General features: G+C 48.2%; 19 protein-coding genes. 6 read left to right on the top strand and 13 right to left on the bottom strand.

Going from position 1 to position 17328, the window contains the following annotated elements:
* Nucleotides 1-13 precede the first annotated feature (13 nt).
* The 9 genes from argF to U2H13_RS05855 all read right to left on the bottom strand — a co-directional run bounded on the left by argF (nt 14) and on the right by U2H13_RS05855 (nt 11554).
* Nucleotides 14-985, bottom strand: coding sequence for an ornithine carbamoyltransferase (gene argF / locus U2H13_RS05895; RefSeq protein WP_021494974.1), 972 nt, complete (start codon nt 983-985; stop codon nt 14-16).
* Nucleotides 973-4068 carry a carbamoyl phosphate synthase large subunit gene (locus U2H13_RS05890; RefSeq protein WP_376700731.1) on the bottom strand — a complete coding sequence of 1032 codons (3096 nt, stop codon included), beginning with the start codon at nt 4066-4068 and terminating at the stop codon, nt 973-975. The genes argF and U2H13_RS05890 overlap by 13 nt, the downstream gene beginning before the upstream one ends.
* Nucleotides 4061-5119 (bottom strand): carbamoyl phosphate synthase small subunit, encoded by a 1059-nt coding sequence (locus U2H13_RS05885; RefSeq protein WP_128496563.1) that lies wholly within the window; start codon nt 5117-5119, stop codon nt 4061-4063. The genes U2H13_RS05890 and U2H13_RS05885 overlap by 8 nt, the downstream gene beginning before the upstream one ends.
* A gap of 69 nt (nt 5120-5188) precedes the next feature.
* Nucleotides 5189-6346: an acetylornithine transaminase gene (locus tag U2H13_RS05880; RefSeq protein WP_376700730.1), complete on the bottom strand. Its 1158-nt coding sequence runs from the start codon at nt 6344-6346 to the stop codon at nt 5189-5191.
* Nucleotides 6343-7119, bottom strand: a complete 777-nt coding sequence (gene argB, locus U2H13_RS05875) for an acetylglutamate kinase (RefSeq protein ID WP_021494971.1) — start codon at nt 7117-7119, stop codon at nt 6343-6345. Before argB ends, U2H13_RS05880 begins: the two co-directional genes overlap by 4 nt.
* Before the next feature lie 14 nt (nt 7120-7133).
* Complete coding sequence (gene argJ, locus U2H13_RS05870; protein ID WP_017417439.1) at nt 7134-8351, bottom strand: bifunctional ornithine acetyltransferase/N-acetylglutamate synthase; 1218 nt, start codon at nt 8349-8351, stop codon at nt 7134-7136.
* A gap of 22 nt (nt 8352-8373) precedes the next feature.
* Complete coding sequence (gene argC / locus U2H13_RS05865; protein ID WP_053285058.1) at nt 8374-9411, bottom strand: N-acetyl-gamma-glutamyl-phosphate reductase; 1038 nt, start codon at nt 9409-9411, stop codon at nt 8374-8376.
* Nucleotides 9412-9578: 167 nt separating this feature from the next.
* The gene (locus tag U2H13_RS05860; protein WP_003155082.1) at nt 9579-10121 is read right to left on the bottom strand and encodes an MFS transporter; all 543 of its coding nucleotides are present in this window, start codon (nt 10119-10121) and stop codon (nt 9579-9581) included.
* Nucleotides 10118-11554, bottom strand: a complete 1437-nt coding sequence (locus tag U2H13_RS05855) for an FAD-dependent oxidoreductase (RefSeq protein WP_376700729.1) — start codon at nt 11552-11554, stop codon at nt 10118-10120. Before U2H13_RS05855 ends, U2H13_RS05860 begins: the two co-directional genes overlap by 4 nt.
* Before the next feature lie 185 nt (nt 11555-11739).
* Here U2H13_RS05855 and fosM point away from each other — a divergent pair, with 185 nt between their 5' ends.
* A complete protein-coding gene (gene fosM / locus U2H13_RS05850) occupies nt 11740-12183 on the top strand; it encodes a FosM family fosfomycin resistance protein (protein WP_007409139.1) in 444 nt (147 codons plus the stop codon).
* A 108-nt stretch (nt 12184-12291) separates the two neighbouring features.
* Here the strand turns inward: fosM and U2H13_RS05845 are convergent, their stop codons facing one another.
* On the bottom strand, nt 12292-12600 hold the full coding sequence (locus tag U2H13_RS05845) for a metal-sulfur cluster assembly factor (RefSeq protein ID WP_003155088.1): 309 nt from the start codon (nt 12598-12600) through the stop codon (nt 12292-12294).
* Between the two features lie 62 nt (nt 12601-12662).
* Nucleotides 12663-13430: a prolyl oligopeptidase family serine peptidase gene (locus U2H13_RS05840; RefSeq protein WP_007409140.1), complete on the bottom strand. Its 768-nt coding sequence runs from the start codon at nt 13428-13430 to the stop codon at nt 12663-12665.
* A gap of 120 nt (nt 13431-13550) precedes the next feature.
* Between U2H13_RS05840 and U2H13_RS05835 the strand changes: the two genes are divergently transcribed.
* The 3 genes from U2H13_RS05835 to U2H13_RS05825 all read left to right on the top strand — a co-directional run bounded on the left by U2H13_RS05835 (nt 13551) and on the right by U2H13_RS05825 (nt 14795).
* On the top strand, nt 13551-14363 hold the full coding sequence (locus U2H13_RS05835; protein ID WP_021494966.1) for a Cof-type HAD-IIB family hydrolase: 813 nt from the start codon (nt 13551-13553) through the stop codon (nt 14361-14363).
* An 85-nt stretch (nt 14364-14448) separates the two neighbouring features.
* Entirely contained in the window at nt 14449-14598 is a 150-nt protein-coding gene (locus tag U2H13_RS05830) for a hypothetical protein (RefSeq protein WP_003155094.1), read from the top strand.
* Nucleotides 14598-14795, top strand: a complete 198-nt coding sequence (locus U2H13_RS05825) for a DUF3813 domain-containing protein (protein ID WP_003155097.1) — start codon at nt 14598-14600, stop codon at nt 14793-14795. The genes U2H13_RS05830 and U2H13_RS05825 overlap by 1 nt, the downstream gene beginning before the upstream one ends.
* Before the next feature lie 36 nt (nt 14796-14831).
* Here U2H13_RS05825 and U2H13_RS05820 read toward each other — a convergent pair whose 3' ends face one another.
* Both U2H13_RS05820 and U2H13_RS05815 read right to left on the bottom strand, forming a co-directional pair.
* Nucleotides 14832-15293, bottom strand: coding sequence for a BsuPI-related putative proteinase inhibitor (locus U2H13_RS05820; protein WP_022553571.1), 462 nt, complete (start codon nt 15291-15293; stop codon nt 14832-14834).
* Nucleotides 15294-15307: 14 nt separating this feature from the next.
* A complete protein-coding gene (locus U2H13_RS05815; protein ID WP_007610547.1) occupies nt 15308-16150 on the bottom strand; it encodes a YitT family protein in 843 nt (280 codons plus the stop codon).
* Nucleotides 16151-16275: 125 nt separating this feature from the next.
* Between U2H13_RS05815 and U2H13_RS05810 the strand changes: the two genes are divergently transcribed.
* A complete protein-coding gene (locus tag U2H13_RS05810; protein ID WP_063636853.1) occupies nt 16276-17127 on the top strand; it encodes a DegV family protein in 852 nt (283 codons plus the stop codon).
* A gap of 48 nt (nt 17128-17175) precedes the next feature.
* Entirely contained in the window at nt 17176-17298 is a 123-nt protein-coding gene (locus tag U2H13_RS05805; RefSeq protein WP_003155105.1) for a hypothetical protein, read from the top strand.
* Nucleotides 17299-17328 lie beyond the last annotated feature (30 nt).

Below are 17328 nucleotides of genomic sequence, written 5' to 3'. Positions count from 1 at the left end.
CGCTGAATGAGATTCAGCGGTTTTTTTGTTCATCCTGTTTGTAAAGAAGAGCTTTCAGGAGCGCTTTTTGCGCGTGAAGCCGGTTTTCCGCCTGCTGGAATACCGCAGAGTTCGGGCCGTCGATAATCTCGGACGTGACCTCTTCCTCCCGATGCGCGGGCAGGCAATGCAAAAATGTATAGTCAGGTTTGGCGAGACTGACGAGTGAGGCGTTGACTTGATACGGAGCAAACACGTTCAGCCGCTGCTGCGTCTCTTCCTCCTGCCCCATGCTCGTGAAGACGTCGGAGTAAATCACGTCTGCATCCTGCACCGCTTCCTGCGGATTTTCGGTAAGGGTGATTTTCGCTCCGGAAACAGCCGCCGCTTCTCTCGCGGCATTCACCGCCTCTTCCTCTACTTCATAGCCTTTCGGCGAAGCAATCGCAATGTCACAGCCCATTTTTGCGCAGCCGATCATAAGTGAATGCGCCACATTATTTCCGTCACCGATATAGGCGGCTTTTACTCCTTTTAATTTTCCTTTTATTTCTTGTATCGTTAACAGATCCGCGAGTGCCTGACACGGGTGATACCGGTCGGTCAGCCCGTTTATGACGGGAATGTCTGCATGCTCGGCAAGCTCTTCGACTTTTTCATGTTCAAAGGTGCGGATCATAATGGCATCAACGAAGCCGGACAGCACCTTCGCCGTATCCGCGACCGTCTCCCCCCGCCCAAGCTGCAGGTCGCTGCTTGAAAGAAATAGTCCCGTTCCCCCGAGCTGGGCCATTCCCGCTTCAAAAGACACACGCGTGCGGGTTGAAGATTTTTCAAAAATCATCGCCAATGTTTTCCCTTGGAAAATCGGCTGTATCGGATGTTGTTTTAATAATGAAGCTTCTGTCAGAAGCGCATTGATGTCTGACGGGCTGACATCTTTTAAGGAAAGAAAATCTTTTCCGTACAAATGGGTTAATGTGTGTTCCGCTTTTATTGTGTGCATGATGCCACTTCCTTTTGATAAAGATCTTTGAGCGATACAGGCTGAGGTTTGCCGGAGCCGCTTTCTAAAAATGCCTTTACGGTTTCCGGTTCAGTAAAGACCGTCACACCGTGCGTCATGGCTTCGATCCGTTGTTTACGCGCTTCTTCAGAGTGATTGAAATTGATATGGACCGCTTTATCCTTTCGCTCTGCCCATGCCGGGAACGCATCTTTGCATACCGTAAATCCCGCCTCTTGAGCCTGACGTTCCAATTCCGCATCACAGCCTTCCAGATAGATGCTGCCTTTTTTCTCCCAGACGTGCGCGTAGATTTTTTTCAGGGCGCTTTCTGCGTCAAACGCGACACACATGCCTTCTCCGGTCGACTTCATTTCCGGCCCGGGCTTTACGTCCACATCCTGAATGGCGTGAGAAGAAAAAACCGGGAATTTCACTGCCGTTCCGTGCTGATTTTGAACCTCGGGCTTGATGTCTTTAAGGGAAGCGCCGGCCAGCAATCTGGCGGCAAGCGGGATCATCGGCACCCCCATCACCTTAGACACGACAGGAACCGTGCGGCTTGCCCGCGGATTCACTTCAAGAACGAGAATATCTCCTTTGTCATCAATGACAAACTGAATGTTCATGATGCCTTTAAAAGCCAGTTTTACCGCGATTTTTTCGGCGGCCTCTTTTATATTACGCTGCATATCAGGTGTGACAGACGGACCCGGAAGAATCGCAAAACTGTCGCCCGAATGGACGCCGGCGCGTTCAATGTGCTCTGTATAAGTCGGCACGAATACTTCATGTCCGTCGGAAATCAGATCGATCTCCAATTCTTTTCCTGTAATGTACTGATCGATCAAAATCGGATACGGCATGCCCGCTTCATTTTCCAGCAGTTCTGACATTTGCGCTTCTGAATCAACGATGATCATGCCCATCCCACCGATGACATAAGACGGACGGATCAGCACGGGGTAGCCGATTCGGCTTGCTTTTTCCGTTGCTTCTTCTTTTGAATAAGCGGTTTCGCCTTTGGCATGTTTCAGGTCAAGATCATCAAGCAGCTGATAAAACAGATCCCGATCCTCCAGCGCATCAAGGGTTTCAAAGGATGTTCCGAGCAGCGGAATGCCCGCTTTTTCCAGCGGTTCAGCGGCATTGATCGCGGTCTGTCCCCCAAATTGGACGATGGCAAAATCAATGTTTTCATGTTCCGCCACGTTCAAAATATGTTCTGTCGTCAGCGGTTCAAAATAAAGCCGGTCGGCGATTTCATAATCCGTGCTTACTGTTTCCGGATTGTTATTGATCATAATCGTTTCATACCCCAGCTTTTGCAGGGTCAGAACGCCGTGGACGGCGCTGTAATCAAATTCCACTCCCTGACCGATGCGGATCGGGCCGGAGCCGATGATGAGGGCGCGTTTTTTCTCTTTTCGGCTGATATCTCCGTCGCTTTCCCCGAGGTAGGTGGAGTAGAAATAATTCGTCTTGGCATCAAATTCAGCGGCGCATGTATCTACGATTTTAAACGACGGGACGATGCCTGTTTTCTTTCTGAGAGCACGGATGTCTTCTTCCGTTTTTCCCGTGAGAGATGCGATCATGACATCCGTGAAGCCCTTTACCTTCGCCTGCTTTAAAAGCGGGACAGACAGATGATCCCCTTCTTCCATCAGCTTGTTTTCCAATGTGATGATATTTCGGAATACATGGAGAAAAAACGGGTCAATTTTCGTTTTGGCATGGATGTCTTCTATCGTTTCACCGCGGCTTAACAGTTCCATGACGACGAAAAATCTCCGGTCATCCGGCGTTACCGCTAATTCCCACAGCTGATTGATCGTACAGCCGCCGAGTTCAGGCAGGCGGGTGCCGATCGTTTTCAGCTCAAGGGAGGCCGCCGCTTTTTGAATGGCCGCTTCCATATTTCTTTCGATCGCCATGACCTCTCCCGTCGCTTTCATCTTCGTTCCGAGCGTGCGGTCGGCATGTTTAAATTTATCAAACGGCCAGCGCGGGAATTTGACGATGACATAATCAAGCGCCGGTTCAAAGCTTGCATAAGCAGAGCCCGTCAGCGGATTTTTCAGTTCGTCGAGCGTATAGCCGACGGCAAGTTTCGCCGCCATTTTGGCAATCGGGTAGCCGGTCGCTTTTGACGCGAGGGCCGATGAACGGCTGACACGCGGGTTCACTTCAATGACATAGTACTGTTTGCTGAACGGATCCAGCGCAAATTGAATGTTGCAGCCGCCGACCACATCCAGCGCCGAAATAATCGCCAGGCTTGCTGAACGCAGCATCTGATATTCTTCATCCGTTAACGTCTGGGACGGTGCGACGACGATGGAGTCTCCTGTATGCACGCCGACGGGATCGATGTTTTCCATATGGCAGACGGTGATGCATGTATGATTGCTGTCGCGCATGACCTCATATTCGATTTCTTTAAAACCGGCGATGCTTTTTTCGACGAGGCATTGGCTGATCGGGCTTGCTAACAGCGCCTGTTTAATAAGCGTCTGAAACGCTTCTTTCGTTTTCGCGATTCCGCCTCCCTTTCCGCCTAACGTGTACGCCGGTCTCAGAATGACCGGAAATCCGATAGACTCAGCGAAACGGAGGGCGTCTTCTTCGTTGTCGACGATTTCGCTTTCCGGAACGGGCTGATCGAGCTCTTTCATCAGGGCGCGGAACTGCTCCCGGTCTTCGCCTTTTTGAATGGTTTCCACCGATGTTCCCAAGAGCTTGACGTGATGCTTCTTCAGCACGCCTGCTTCTTCAAGCTTAACGGCTAAATTCAATGCCGTCTGGCCGCCCAAATTGGCAAGCAGACCGTCCGGTTTTTCTTTTTCAATAATGGCCTCGATGCTGTCGGTTGTGAGCGGTTCAAAATATATTTCATCGGCAAACGCCTCATCCGTCATAATCGTTGCCGGGTTGTTGTTGACTAGAATAACGCGGTATCCTTCTTCTTTCAGAGCCATGCAGCCCTGCGTTCCTGAATAATCAAATTCTGCCGCCTGGCCGATGATGATGGGGCCGGAGCCGATGACTAATATGCTGGAAATGGTTGTATCTTTAGGCATGAGCGATTTCTCTCCTTGCTGGTATCACTTTCTCTAGAAATTCATCAAAAATCCACTCGCTCTCAGCCGGTCCGGGGTGAGCTTCAGGGTGGAACTGGACGCTTAATACGGGAAGGCGCTTGTGAATGAGCCCTTCCACTGATGTATCATTGACATGATGAAATCTGATGGACAGCTCGTTTTCGTCAATTGATGCTTCATCAACGACATAGCTGTGGTTCTGGCTTGTCATAAACACCCGTTTCGTTTTCCGGTCAATGACGGGATGGTTGGCACCCCTGTGGCCGAACGGCAGCTTATACGTATTTCCTCCGAAAGCCAGGGCAATCAGCTGATGCCCGAGGCAAATGCCGAGTGCGGGGAAATCACTGAGTAATGATGTAATCCGGTTCATGTACGGCGCAATCGCTTTCGGGTCGCCCGGGCCGTTTGAAAGCACGATTCCGTCAGGCTGAATGTCATAAACGGCGTTCATCTGCTGATACGGAATGACCGTTACTTTACAGCCGCGCTTTACAAGTGACGAGGCGATTGATTTTTTATAACCGAAATCAATCAGCGCGATATGCCGGTCTCCGTTCCCCATTGACGTGATGTCTTCAGACTGCGCCAGCTCCGCCGGGTTTTCTGTTCCGGATGCTGTGGGAATTTCTCCTGTTGTTGACACGGCAGCGTTCATCGTGCCGCCGGAGCGGATGGTTTTGACGACGGCCCGTGTGTCCACTTCGGTTAAGAGCGGGATGTTCCATTTATTTAAATACTCTCTCAAGCTTGAAACTGCTTCATGGTGAGAAAAATGTTCACACGCTTCATAGACGACAACAGCCTTGACTTGAGGAATCTTACTTTCAAGGTCTTTTTCATTAATTCCGTAGTTTCCGATCAGCGGATACGTAAAGACGATGATCTGGCCCTTATATGACGGGTCTGTAAGCACTTCCTGATAACCCGTCATGCCGGTGAAAAAAACCGCTTCGCCAACACAGCGGGCCTCTTTTTCAAGTTCACCGCCGAATGATGTTCCGTCTTCCAATACTAAATAGCCTTTCATCTAAAGCCCACCTCTTGATGAATAATTAATTAAAAATATGAATTTTTATACTCTTATATCGAAAAAAAATTACCGTTTCACTGCCGAATGCGCTTCGATCGCTGCTTTCAGCATACTGACGGCCGACAGCATTTCTTCTTCAGAAACTGTAAGCGGCGGGAGCAGCCTGATGACATTCGGTCCGGCCGGAAGCACGAGAAGTCCGCGTTCCTGCAAATCTCCGATAATGCCGGACACGGGACCTGCGCATTCAATGCCGATTAATAACCCTTTTCCGCGGATTTCTTTTACAAAAGGCCCTGTCAGTTCACGGTTCAGCTGCGCTTTTAAAAATGATCCTTTGTCTGCCGCCGCCTGGAGAAAGTCCGGCTGAAACACAATGTCCAAGGTTGCTTTCACAGCTGCCATGGCAAGCTTATTGCCGCCGAAAGTCGTACCATGCGTACCCGGCGTAAAGGCGTCTCCAAGCTTCTTTTTGCCGATCACGGCTCCGACGGGAAAACCGTTTCCAAGCCCTTTCGCAGCAGTGATGATGTCCGGAGAGATGCCGAAATGCTCATAGCCGAATGCCTTGCCCGTCCGGCCGATTCCGGTTTGAATCTCGTCTGCGATAAGCAGCGCCTGTTTGTCTTTGCAAAATGTCTGTAAGGCTTCGATGAATTCCGGATCGGCGGGATTGACTCCCCCTTCTCCCTGCACCGTCTCAAGCATGACGGCGGCGATATCATCCTCTTTTGAAAGCGTACTGAATGCCGACGGATCATTGAACGGAAGATAGTGAAAGCCTTGAAGCATCGGTCCGAAACCGGTCTTGATTTTGTCTTGTCCGGTGGCGGCCATCCCCGCATAGGTCCGTCCGTGAAAGGATTGATGAAATGTTACGATTTTTGTCTTTCCCGTTGCTTTACGGGCAAGCTTAATGGCGCCTTCATTCGCTTCGGCCCCGCTGTTGCAGAAAAAAACGAGATCCCCCGCGCTAAGTTCGGCAAGCTTTGCCGCGGCTTTTTCCTGAAGATCATTTTCAAACAGATTGGAAACGTGCCATACGCTGTCAAGCTGTTCTTTCACCGCTTCTGTGACCTCATCATGACAATGGCCGAGATTGGAAACGGCGATGCCCTGAATAAAATCGAGATACGTTTTTCCGTTTTCATCCTCTGCGATTGTCCCTTTCGCTTTTTTGATATCTATGGGCCAGCGGCTGTAGGTTTGAAATAAACTGCTCATGACACGCTCTCCTTTTCTTTGACGATTTTTGTTCCTTGGAAGGCTTGATCGGTGAAAAACGCTCCTTTTCCGTTTACGATCATCACTTCCTCGACATCTTCACTCAGTGCCGATAATGCCGAGTTTACCTTCGGAATCATCCCTCCTGAAATCACGCCGTCATCGATGAGGACCTGAATCTCTTGCGGCGTCAAAGTATCCAGCCTGTTCTCTCCGTCCATAATTCCTTCGACATCCGTGACAAATAAAAGTTTGTCGGCGTGTAAGGCTGAAGCGACGGCCGATGCCGCGGCGTCTGCGTTGACGTTCAGCGTTTCGAAATCACTTGTCATGGAAAGCGGAGCGATAACGGGAATGATGCCTGCTTTCATTAATGCGTGTATGATTGACGGATCGGTTTTTTGTATTTCGCCGACTTCTCCGTATTTGTCTTGATTAAGATAGGATGCTTGAAGGAGACCGCCGTCCTTTCCTGATATTCCCGCGGCTTTCAGCCCGTTTTTCGCGAGTTCGGTTACGAAAAATTTATTGATCGTCCCTGACAAGACCATTTCCGCTGTTTCCAGCACCGGTTTGGTCGTTTTCCGCTGTCCATCGACAAATTCCGTTTCAATCTGCAATGTTTTCAGCATTCTTGAAATGTCCGGGCCGCCGCCATGCACGACGGCAATGTTCCAGCCCGATTGCATAAGCTCTTTTACATTTTGAAAAAAATCGGCGGATAACTCGCGGATCACGCTTCCGCCGCACTTAAAAACGATGGTTTTCTTCATGCCGCTCCCCTTTGTTATGTGCGATAGCTCGCATTGATTTTGATATAATCATAGGTTAAGTCACAGCCCCATGCCCGGCCGCTGCCGGAGCCTTCCTGCAGGCGGACTGCAATCGTAATCTCATCACCTGATAAGTACTCCTTGGCATCAGTTTCCGAAAACGGCTGAGGTTCGTTGTTTTTAAACAGACACTGGCCGCCGAGGAAAACTTCCACTTGTTCGGCCGTTACGCTTGCCGCACTGTGCCCGATTGCGCCGATGATGCGCCCCCAATTGGCGTCTGTGCCGTAAACGGCGGTCTTCACAAGGCTTGAACCGACGATTTTTTTGGCGATAATATTCGCCTCAAGGTTATTTTTCGCGCCTTCGACTCTGGCTTCAATTAATTTCGTCGCTCCTTCACCGTCTCTGGCAATATCTTTGGCAAGGTCTTCGCATACAAGCTTTAATCCCTTTTTAAAAGCCGGCCAGTCAGGGTGCTGCTCCGTCAGGCAATCATTCCCCGCGCAGCCGTTCGCCATCACAAGCACCATGTCATTCGTCGATGTTTCTCCGTCAACGGTGATTTGGTTAAATGAAACATCCGTAATCTCTCTGAGCGCGTTTTTGAGCGCCTGTTCTTCCACGGCCGCGTCCGTTGTGACAAAGCCGAGCATTGTCGCCATGTTGGGGTGGATCATGCCGGAGCCTTTCGCCGCTCCGCCGATCGTGATGATGTCTCCGCCGATCACCAGTTCATAACACGTCTGTTTCGTCACTGTATCCGTCGTCAAAATGGCTTCTTCAAATGCTCCGGACACGGACGGCGCTTGACCGAGCTGTTCAATGCCCGCTTGAATTTTTTTCATATCTAAAAGCTCGCCGATCACCCCGGTTGACGAAACCGCAACGAGTTCCGGCTCAATGCCGAGCTGGCTCGCGAAGCCGTCCCGCATTTCATAGGCGTCCTTTAATCCTTGGTCTCCCGTACAGGCGTTGGCAATCGCGCTGTTGACGATAACCGCCTGAAGCACACCCTCTTTTTTCAAGCTGGCTTGCGTCACTTTCAGCGGCGCTGCCTGAAAATGGCTCTGCGTATATACCGCTGCACTGACTGCAGGCGCTTCGCTGATAATCGCTCCGAGATCTTTTTTTGAATAGCGCAGACCGCAGTGCACGCCCTTTGCCTCAAACCCTTTCGGCGAGGATACGCCGCCTTTTATTTTCGTGATTTCCTCACTCAGCTGAATCATATTTTTGAATCCCTCTTTCGTTCTATGGATAGACTGGCGTCATCGTAAGTCCCGTTTCTTCCTGCCAGCCATTCATGATATTTAAATTTTGAACCGCCTGCCCTGCGGCGCCTTTCATCAGATTATCTATGACAGAAACGATGGTGACACGGTTTGTTCTTTCGTCCACAGTGACACTGATATCACAAAAATTGCTGCCGTATACCTCTTTCGTCGCCGGAAATTCACCTTCCGGCCTGATTCTGACAAAATATGAATCTTTGTAGAATTCGGAATACAATTCTCTTACCTGTGCAGCAGACATACCCGGGGGAGCCTCCGTATACATCGTCGCCATAATGCCCCTTGTCATCGGCGCCAAATGAGCGGAAAACGTGATCGGGCCTGTGCCGGGCTGCCAAGCCGCTAATTGCTGTTCAATTTCCGGAGTATGCTGATGCTCATTAACCTTATAAATTTTGAAATTATCATTCAGCTCAGAATAATGAGTGCCCATGGATGCTTTTCGGCCGGCGCCGGATACGCCTGTTTTCGCATCAACAATCAGAAATGAATCTTGTAAAAGCTTATTCTTCGCCAGCGGGGCGAGCCCGAGCAGCACAGCCGTCGGAAAACATCCCGGATTGGCAATCAGCTTTGCAGTCTGAATCTCTTTTTTTTGCAGTTCGGCTAAACCGTAAACCGCGTTTTGAATCGTTTCTTCCGGAGCGGCCTTCCGCTTATACCACTTTTCATACACGGCCGGGTTTTGAATCCGCAGATCGCCGGATAGATCAATGACCGGGATGCCCGCCTCCGCCAGCTTGGGCGACCACTCTCCGGAGACGCCGGGCGGCGCGGCTATGAACATGACATCAATTTCGTTTCGGATCGTTTCTATGTGAAGCGGCTGAAGTGATTGTGACGCTATATTCCTCAAATGCGGATATGAAGCGGCATATTCTTTTCCTTCGTCGCTCGATGAATATAATATACAATCCTCTGCATAAGGGTGATGGTTAAGAATCCTGACAAGTTCGGCGCCTCCATAACCAGTAGCGCCTATAATACCTATTTTCAACGGGTTCACCTTCTTGGTTTTTGTGAAATTATTTAACATTATAACATGAATAAAAATTAATTCAATTGTATATTTAATATTTTTTCATTCATTTTCCATCTGCTTTTGCGGACAAAAAAACTCCCTCTCGTTCGAGGGAGTTCCATAAGAAAAACAGGCTGATCGGATCAGCCTGTTTTCTTCAGCATCATCAGCCCGCTTATAAAAAACAGCACGGAGCTGGCGTAAAAAATAATATAAACCGTAAAGAAATCAGCGAGAAACCCGCCGAGAATAATGGCGGCAGCTGAAAATACGGCCGTCCAGAAATGATAGCTGCCGACTTTTTTTCCCCGCTCCCCGCCGTCGGTGTAATCGGCGATCATGATTTTCTCGCCGTGTTTTTGCATCGCGCCGAACAGGCCCAAAAGCACCTGCACAACATAAACCTGGTGCACGCCGGTAATGTGCGGGAGCGTCAGAAGAAGCACCGCCATCCCCCACGAATTTGCCATAAGGAACCAGCGGGGGTCCAGTCTTGCCGACAGCCGGCCGAGCAGCGGATGAATCAATGCGCCGCTCAGGCCGAACAAGCCGTATGAGAGACCGAATTGCGTGTAGCTGGAACCGATGTTTTTAATAAATAAAATATAAAACGGAAAGATCAGGCTGCCGGCAAAAAAGACACTGCTCTGAGACAGGATCAGCCATTTTAAATGGTTGTGTTTCATGATTTGTACCTCTGATAAAAATAATTCATAAACAAGTCATCCGGATCATATTTGTGTTTTTTCTGAAAGAACATATCGCTTTTCGGATATGCCTCGCGCATCTGCTCTTTCGTTTGGTACAGCATATACGGGAGATAATAACTGCCGCGGTGGCGCAGTGCCGTATCCGTCATTTTTCTGACAATCCGCGCCGCACTCGCCTGGCTGTCTTTTGAAAACCCTTCATTGATTAAAAGAACGAGTGAAAACATGTCTTCCTTTGCGTATGACAGATCGGCTTTTTCATTTTTTTGCACGTAGCGGATCGTAATATTTACGAGATTGAAATCTTCATGTGACAGCGTCTTGCGTAAATCATGAATGTACGGCGAAAATTCGCCGACGGGCACGAAGTATTCTTGTAGCACGTCGGTGTTGTCCGTGTTTTCATATTCCAAAAATTTCGACTCTGACCGCATGACATTGTTCCTGGAGACTTTCACGCCGTTTTGGCTGAGAAAATAAGACTGCTGGGTTGACCAGAACCAATTTCTGCCCCAGTCATACCGGCGGGAGAGGCCAAGCGCGAATTTCGTCAGCGCCGGATGCTCATCTTCTTTCAGTTCATTGTGCTGCTTTAATTCTTTCTGATTGTCTGAGAGCGTGTAATCAGTCACATACATGTCATGCAAAAAGCCTTTATCCCCTGTTGCGATCCGCGCGAGATGCATGCGCACGGCGGGGTTGCGCTGAACATGCTGCGTAAAATATTGACTGTATGTATCAGCGTTCATGCGTTTCGTTTTCATTTCATAAAGTTCATCATCCGTCAGCTCAATATCCGCGTCAAGGATGACGCCGAACAGGCCGTAGCCGCCGATGACGGCTGAAAACAGGTCATCTTTCGGAGTAACGGTGATGATTGTGCCGTCCGCCTTTAAAAGATGAAACGATTTGACCGTATCAATCAGCGAACCGTACCGGATATCCCGGCCGTGGGCGTTGGCGCTCAGTGAGCCGCCGATCGTAAAAATGTTTTGCGATTGCATGACTTTTACCGCGAGCCCGTACGGATTGACATAGCGCTGAATATCATTCCACGTCGCTCCCGCCTGCACTCTGATGATTTTTTTCTTTCGGTCGAGACCGAGTATTTTGTTGTAGCCCGTCATGTCGAGAACGATACCGTCTTCATAATACGTCTGGCCGCCCATTGAGTGCTGGGCGCCTGCGATTGAGATCTTCAGATGCTTTCTCTTTGCTTCCTTAATGGTTTCGATCAATGTTTCTTTCTCTTTTCCTTTGACCGTCTGCTTAATTTTCACGGGCATGAGACGGCTGACATCCGTCATTGTCCCTGCCTGCTGCTCCGGCTCTTTGTGAAAAGCGGAAACAGCGAACAGCGCCGTATAAACAAGAATGCTAAGGATAATGAGAAGTAATTTTTTCTTCATGGGTTCCTCCCTCGCATGCAGCCGGTCTATTATATCATGCCTTACGTCCGTTTTTTTCCTTTTTAACCCGATACCGGAAAACACACGACATAAAAAATACACAGAAATCCTTAAAATGATTTTTTAGTCAGTATATAATCGATATATATGCAGATGTATTACCAAAGGGATTGTTTAAGACAAACATGTTAAATGAGGTGGGGAAAATAAACATAAAAGGAATCAATCATCTTCTTTTTTCTGTTTCAAATTTGGAAAAATCTATAGAATTTTATGAAAAAGTATTTCATGCACAACTCCTGGTTAAAGGGCAAAAAACAGCATATTTTGATCTGAACGGGCTTTGGCTTGCACTTAACTTAGAGGCGGATATACCAAGAAATGAAATACATAAATCTTATACGCATATGGCCTTTACAATTGACCCAAAAGATTTTGATGCAATACATCAACGGCTAAAAAATCTAAATGTAAATATATTAAATGGGCGTCCTAGAGATAAACAAGATCAAAAGTCAATTTATTTTACTGATCCCGATGGGCATAAATTTGAATTCCACACAGGCACACTCCAAGACAGACTGTCCTATTACAAAAAAGATAAACCTCATATGAAATTTTATATATAAAGGTTTGTTTGCGATCCAAAACAAACCCTCACTGTCGCTTATATGCAGACAAAAGAAAAGCACCTCCAAACTTTAGGATGTACCTAAAATCCGAGGTGCATTTTCTTATTACTGAATCCCTAATGCGATTTTTGCGTAGCGTGACATTTTGTCTCTTGTCCACGGCGGATTCCAGACGATGTGGACCTCCGTCTCTTTTACATCCGGAATGTCGGCGAGCGCTTTTTTCACCTCGTCGACGATGATCGGAGCGAGCGGGCACCCCATTGATGTCAGTGTCATCGTAACGTGCGTCAGGCCGTCGTCATCCATATCAACGTCGTATACAAGGCCGAGATTGACGATATCGACGCCGAGCTCAGGGTCTACAACCTGCTCCAAGGCGCCCATGATGTTTTCTTTTAATGCTTCTTCCACGTTCCATCACTCCTTTTTCCTCAGTATAACGTAAAAGCGGGTTTTGTTAACACCTTTGTGCTTTATAAATGCTTATCGAACCAGGCGACGGTTTCTAAAACGGCGTATCTCGGGACTTTATGGTCAGCCCGTTCGTCTTTCAGAAACTGAAGATGGTCAGGCCGGCTGCTGTAATGAGGTTTAATCGTTTCATAAAAGCCGCGGGTCGGTGCATACGGAACGACTTTGTCTTGAACGCCGTGCCAGAACAGCAGCGGACGGCTCCGGAGTTTTTCCGGTTCCAGGCTGAGATCGAACGGTTTGAGCCGCGCAAACAGTTCATCGACCTGTTCTTTTGTGACGTCAATGTCGATGTCCTGCTTTTGAATGTGGTCAATCTGCTGCTGAAAAAACGCCGTATAGTTCGGGCTTCCCATCAGACTGACGCCGGCTTTGACCCAATCATACGCGGCCATCGCGCCGAATGTCGTAATTCCGCCCATTGACGTGCCCGCGAGACCGATCCGCCCGTCTTCAATCAGACCGCGCGCTTCAAAATCCTTTTTCAGCACGTCAAGCTCCTCGATTTCATTTAATACAATGTCCCAAAAATGGACGGCGAGCTCTTCTGCTGACAACTGTTCAGCGCGTTCACCGTGGTAAAGAGCTTCCGGCAGCACCGCCCTGAAGCCCTTTTCAGCAAGCAGGTAAGCGAAATGAAGATTATGCTCCTTCGCGCTTGTAAAACCGTGAATAAAGAAAACAAGGGGAGCGGGACGGTCCCGATTTTCTTCTTTTACAATATGTAAAAACGGAATGCCTGATACGGTTTGATGATCAATAAGAATCACGTTGACTCCCTCCTTAGGATAACCATAATCATAAGTGTAACATGTAGACAATAAAGATGGTAAAAAGCTACACTGTACATAAGAGAAAAACAGCAAATTACATGACAAAAGGAGTTATTTATGGAGACAAAACCTTACCTCATCGCTTTAGATCTGGATGGAACCTTATTAAAAGATGATAAAACCATTTCCCCTGAAACGGCGCGGACGATTCAGACGCTGAAAGAAGCGGGTCATCATGTCTGCATCTCAACCGGCCGCCCTTTCCGTTCCAGTTCGATGTATTATGACGAGCTCGGGCTGACAACGCCGATTGTCAATTTTAACGGGGCATTTGTCCACCACCCGAAAGACGAGTCATGGGGACGATACCACACGTCCTTATCTGTCGATGTGGTCAGACAGCTTGCCGAACTTACAGAGACCTATCAAATACATAATGTGCTCGCTGAGATCATTGATGATGTGTACTTCCATTATCATGATGAGCATTTAATTGAGGCGTTTCATATGAATACGGCGAATGTCACATTCGGCGATCTGCGCGAAACAGTCCAAGAAGATGTGACGTCCGTATTGATACATGCAAAGGAAGAGGACGTCGCGGACATACGCGCGCATTTATCCGATGTGCACGCCGAGGTCATTGACCACAGAAGATGGGCGGCTCCTTGGCATGTGATTGAAATTATTAAACACGGCATGAATAAAGCGGTCGGCCTGAAGAAAATCAGCGACTATTACCAAGTGCCGAGAGAACGGATCATCGCGTTCGGCGACGAAGACAACGATCTTGAAATGCTCCGATTTGCCGGGTGCGGCGTAGCGATGGGAAACGGCACGGATGAAGTCAAACAGGCCGCCAACCGCGTCACGGGATCAAATGAAGCGGACGGAATCGCCGAATTTTTAAAATCCTATTTCTCCCTGTGAGGTTTTGCCGCTCATAACACAAAGCCTTCCGCCCATACTAAAACAGACGACTCATCTCGTCTAAATATGGAAGGGGGACATTGCAATGGGTAAACGGAACAAATCAAAACGGTTTATTCAGCAAGGCAAGGACTCTGTCAGTCTTCATGATGCAAGATTTCCATATCGGTCTACATTAGAGGAAGCACAGCATGATGCAGCAAAAGATTCGGCTGAAAGGCAGGTTGACTTTTAATGAGAAACGAACTGTTTTCTCAAGCCAAGTCATTTGTCCAGCAGGCCGTCATGATTGCTAACGGTTTCGAGGACGGCGATCAGGAAAAAGCCGTCTCACGCGCCAAAAACGCCGTGTCTTCCGCGTACGCCAATTCGACGGATGCAGAACGTCAGCAGCTGCACCAATTTCAGGATCAGCTGGAGAAATTGCAATAAAAAAAGGCGCCCCGTTTAGACGAGGGCGCCGCTTTTTTATTTCACTTCAAATGTTTTTACCGTTTTCAGTCTTTTTCCGATCTGATCGGACTTCCCTAAAAACGTCACCGTCACCGTGTATGTTCCCGGACCGGGCACGTTTTTCCACACATCTGAAAAGTCATACGTTTCATTCGGCATTAAGGTCACGGTCTGAAACGCCTGAGTAAACATTCTGTCTTTTGAATAGCGGTACAGTTCTTTGTTATGTTGGTCATGTACGGTCAATTCGAATTTCTGCCCTGAGCTGAATGTGAAATCGATCGGGCTGCCGCTCTTGTTTTTTAAAGACATTTGAAATTCGATCTGCTGATCCGTCTGCACAGGGTTTACGGCTAATTCCGCTTGCTGTTCATTCATCTCTCCGGATACCTCCTCAGCGGGCTCCTTCTGCCCGGATTGACTGCTGCACCCGATCAATAAAATGACCGGTAATAACAGGCCAAACAGCCACTTCATTCTATCCGCTCCTATCAGTCTTTTCTGAAGAAACCAAAGATCCCCGTCGTTTGCACGATATTTGTGAAGGCTTTCGGGTCGACTTCTTTCACGATTTTCTCAAGGTCATACAATTCGTACCGCGTGATGACGATGATCATCATTTCTTTCTGTTCGTTTGTGTAAGCGCCTTTTGCCGGCACCGTCGTAATGCCGCGGACCATTTTCCCGTAAATCGCTTCTTTGATTTCATCGGCTTTTTTCGTAACGATCATGGCGGTCAGTTTCATGTGGCGGGTGTGAATGGCGTCAATCACCCTTGTTGTGACATACAGAGCGACAAGGGTATATAATGCTTTCTCCCATCCTTGCAATAATCCTGCCGTCAAAATGATAATCCCGTTCAAAATGAAGAAATATGTGCCGACCGGTTTATCCTTCCATTTGGCCAACACCATCGACACGATATCAAGACCGCCTGTCGAAGCGCCGAATTTCAGCGTTAAACCGATGCCGATAGCTGAGATGACTCCTCCGAATACGGTATTCAGAAGAATATCGTGCGACAGTCTCATTTCCGGGAGAATTCCCATAAAGACGGACGTCATCGCTACGCTTAATATACTGTATACGGTGAATGATCTGCCGACTTTCAGCCACCCTAACACACCGATGGGAATGTTTAAGAGGAACATGAGAACTCCTGTCGAAATATAAAAGGGGGCGTATTGATCAACGACGCTTGACAGCAGCTGGGCGACACCGGTAAAACCGCTGGCATATACATTCGCCGGTATCAGGAATAAATTCAGTCCCGCCGCATACAGAAACGCGCCGATGACGACGATTGCTAATTTTTTTGCTTGTTCTAGTACCATGGCTTGCTCCTCCGCTCATTTTCATTATTAGCTTTTCCCTTAAAACAAAGTTTTGAACACTATTTTGCCACATTTATATGATATAGTTGGCATCACTCTCACCAATCGGAAAGAAGGGAATTATGATGACAGTTCACCTTATTGCTGACAGCGCCTCTGACCTGCCGAAATCTTATATTGAAGAAAACCGGATCGGGTTCATTCCGCTGCACGTAACACTTGACGGAAACGAATATGAGGACACGGTCACCATTCAGGCGGATCATATATTTCAAGCGATGCGGGACGGGAAAGTTCCGAAAACATCCCAGGCATCACCGGATACGATAAAAAAAGTATTTTTACAATACGCGGAACTGGGAGAACCGGCGATATACGTCGCCTTTTCCTCAGGTCTTTCCGGCACCTATCAGACGGCCGTAATGATCGCCAATGAAGTAAAAGAGGAATTTCCCGATTTTGATTTACGGATTGTAGATTCCAAATGCGCTTCATTGGGCTGCGGCCTCGCGGTGATGCACGCTCAAACACTCTGTGTTAACGGGAATACAATACAAGAAATCGAAACGTCTGTAAAGAGCTTTTGCGCACGGATGAAACATATATTTACGGTCGATGATGTCGCTTATCTCGCGCGGGGCGGCAGAATTTCAAAAACGTCCGCTTTTGTCGGGGGGCTTTTGAACATCAAACCGATTCTGCATGTGGATGACGGCAGGCTCGTGCCGCTCGAAAAATTGCGCGGACAAAAGAAACTGTTTAAACGGATTATAGAAATGATGAAGGAAGAAGGCGGCGATTGGGCGGATCAAACCGTGGGGATCAGCTATGCAGATAATGAAGAGACGGCGCTTCGGATGAAAGAAATGATTGAAGAAGCGTTCCATCCGAAAGAGATCATTCTTCATTCAATCGGCTCTGCGATCGGCGCCCACTCCGGGCCGGGCACGCTCGCGATTTTTTTCCTGAAGCCATAATTTCAATGCGGGCGGGCATCCTAACGGACAGAAGGGAGGCTTTGCCGCATGAAAGATGATGACAAAAAACCGTTGGACAATAACGCCGTAAATCAGAAAAAGAACCGGCTTGCCGAAAAAAACCGGCAGGCGGGAAAAAACCAGAATTCCAAAAAACCGGACCATCTGTAAAAGCAAAACAGCCCTCTTGTCTTAGAAGAA

Origin of the sequence: Bacillus sp. A1, assembly GCF_042296235.1 — a bacterium.
Taxonomy (GTDB): Bacteria; Bacillota; Bacilli; order Bacillales; family Bacillaceae; genus Bacillus; species Bacillus velezensis.
The sequence above is the reverse complement of the archived record's forward strand: the minus strand, read 5'-3'. Positions and strand labels throughout refer to the sequence as shown.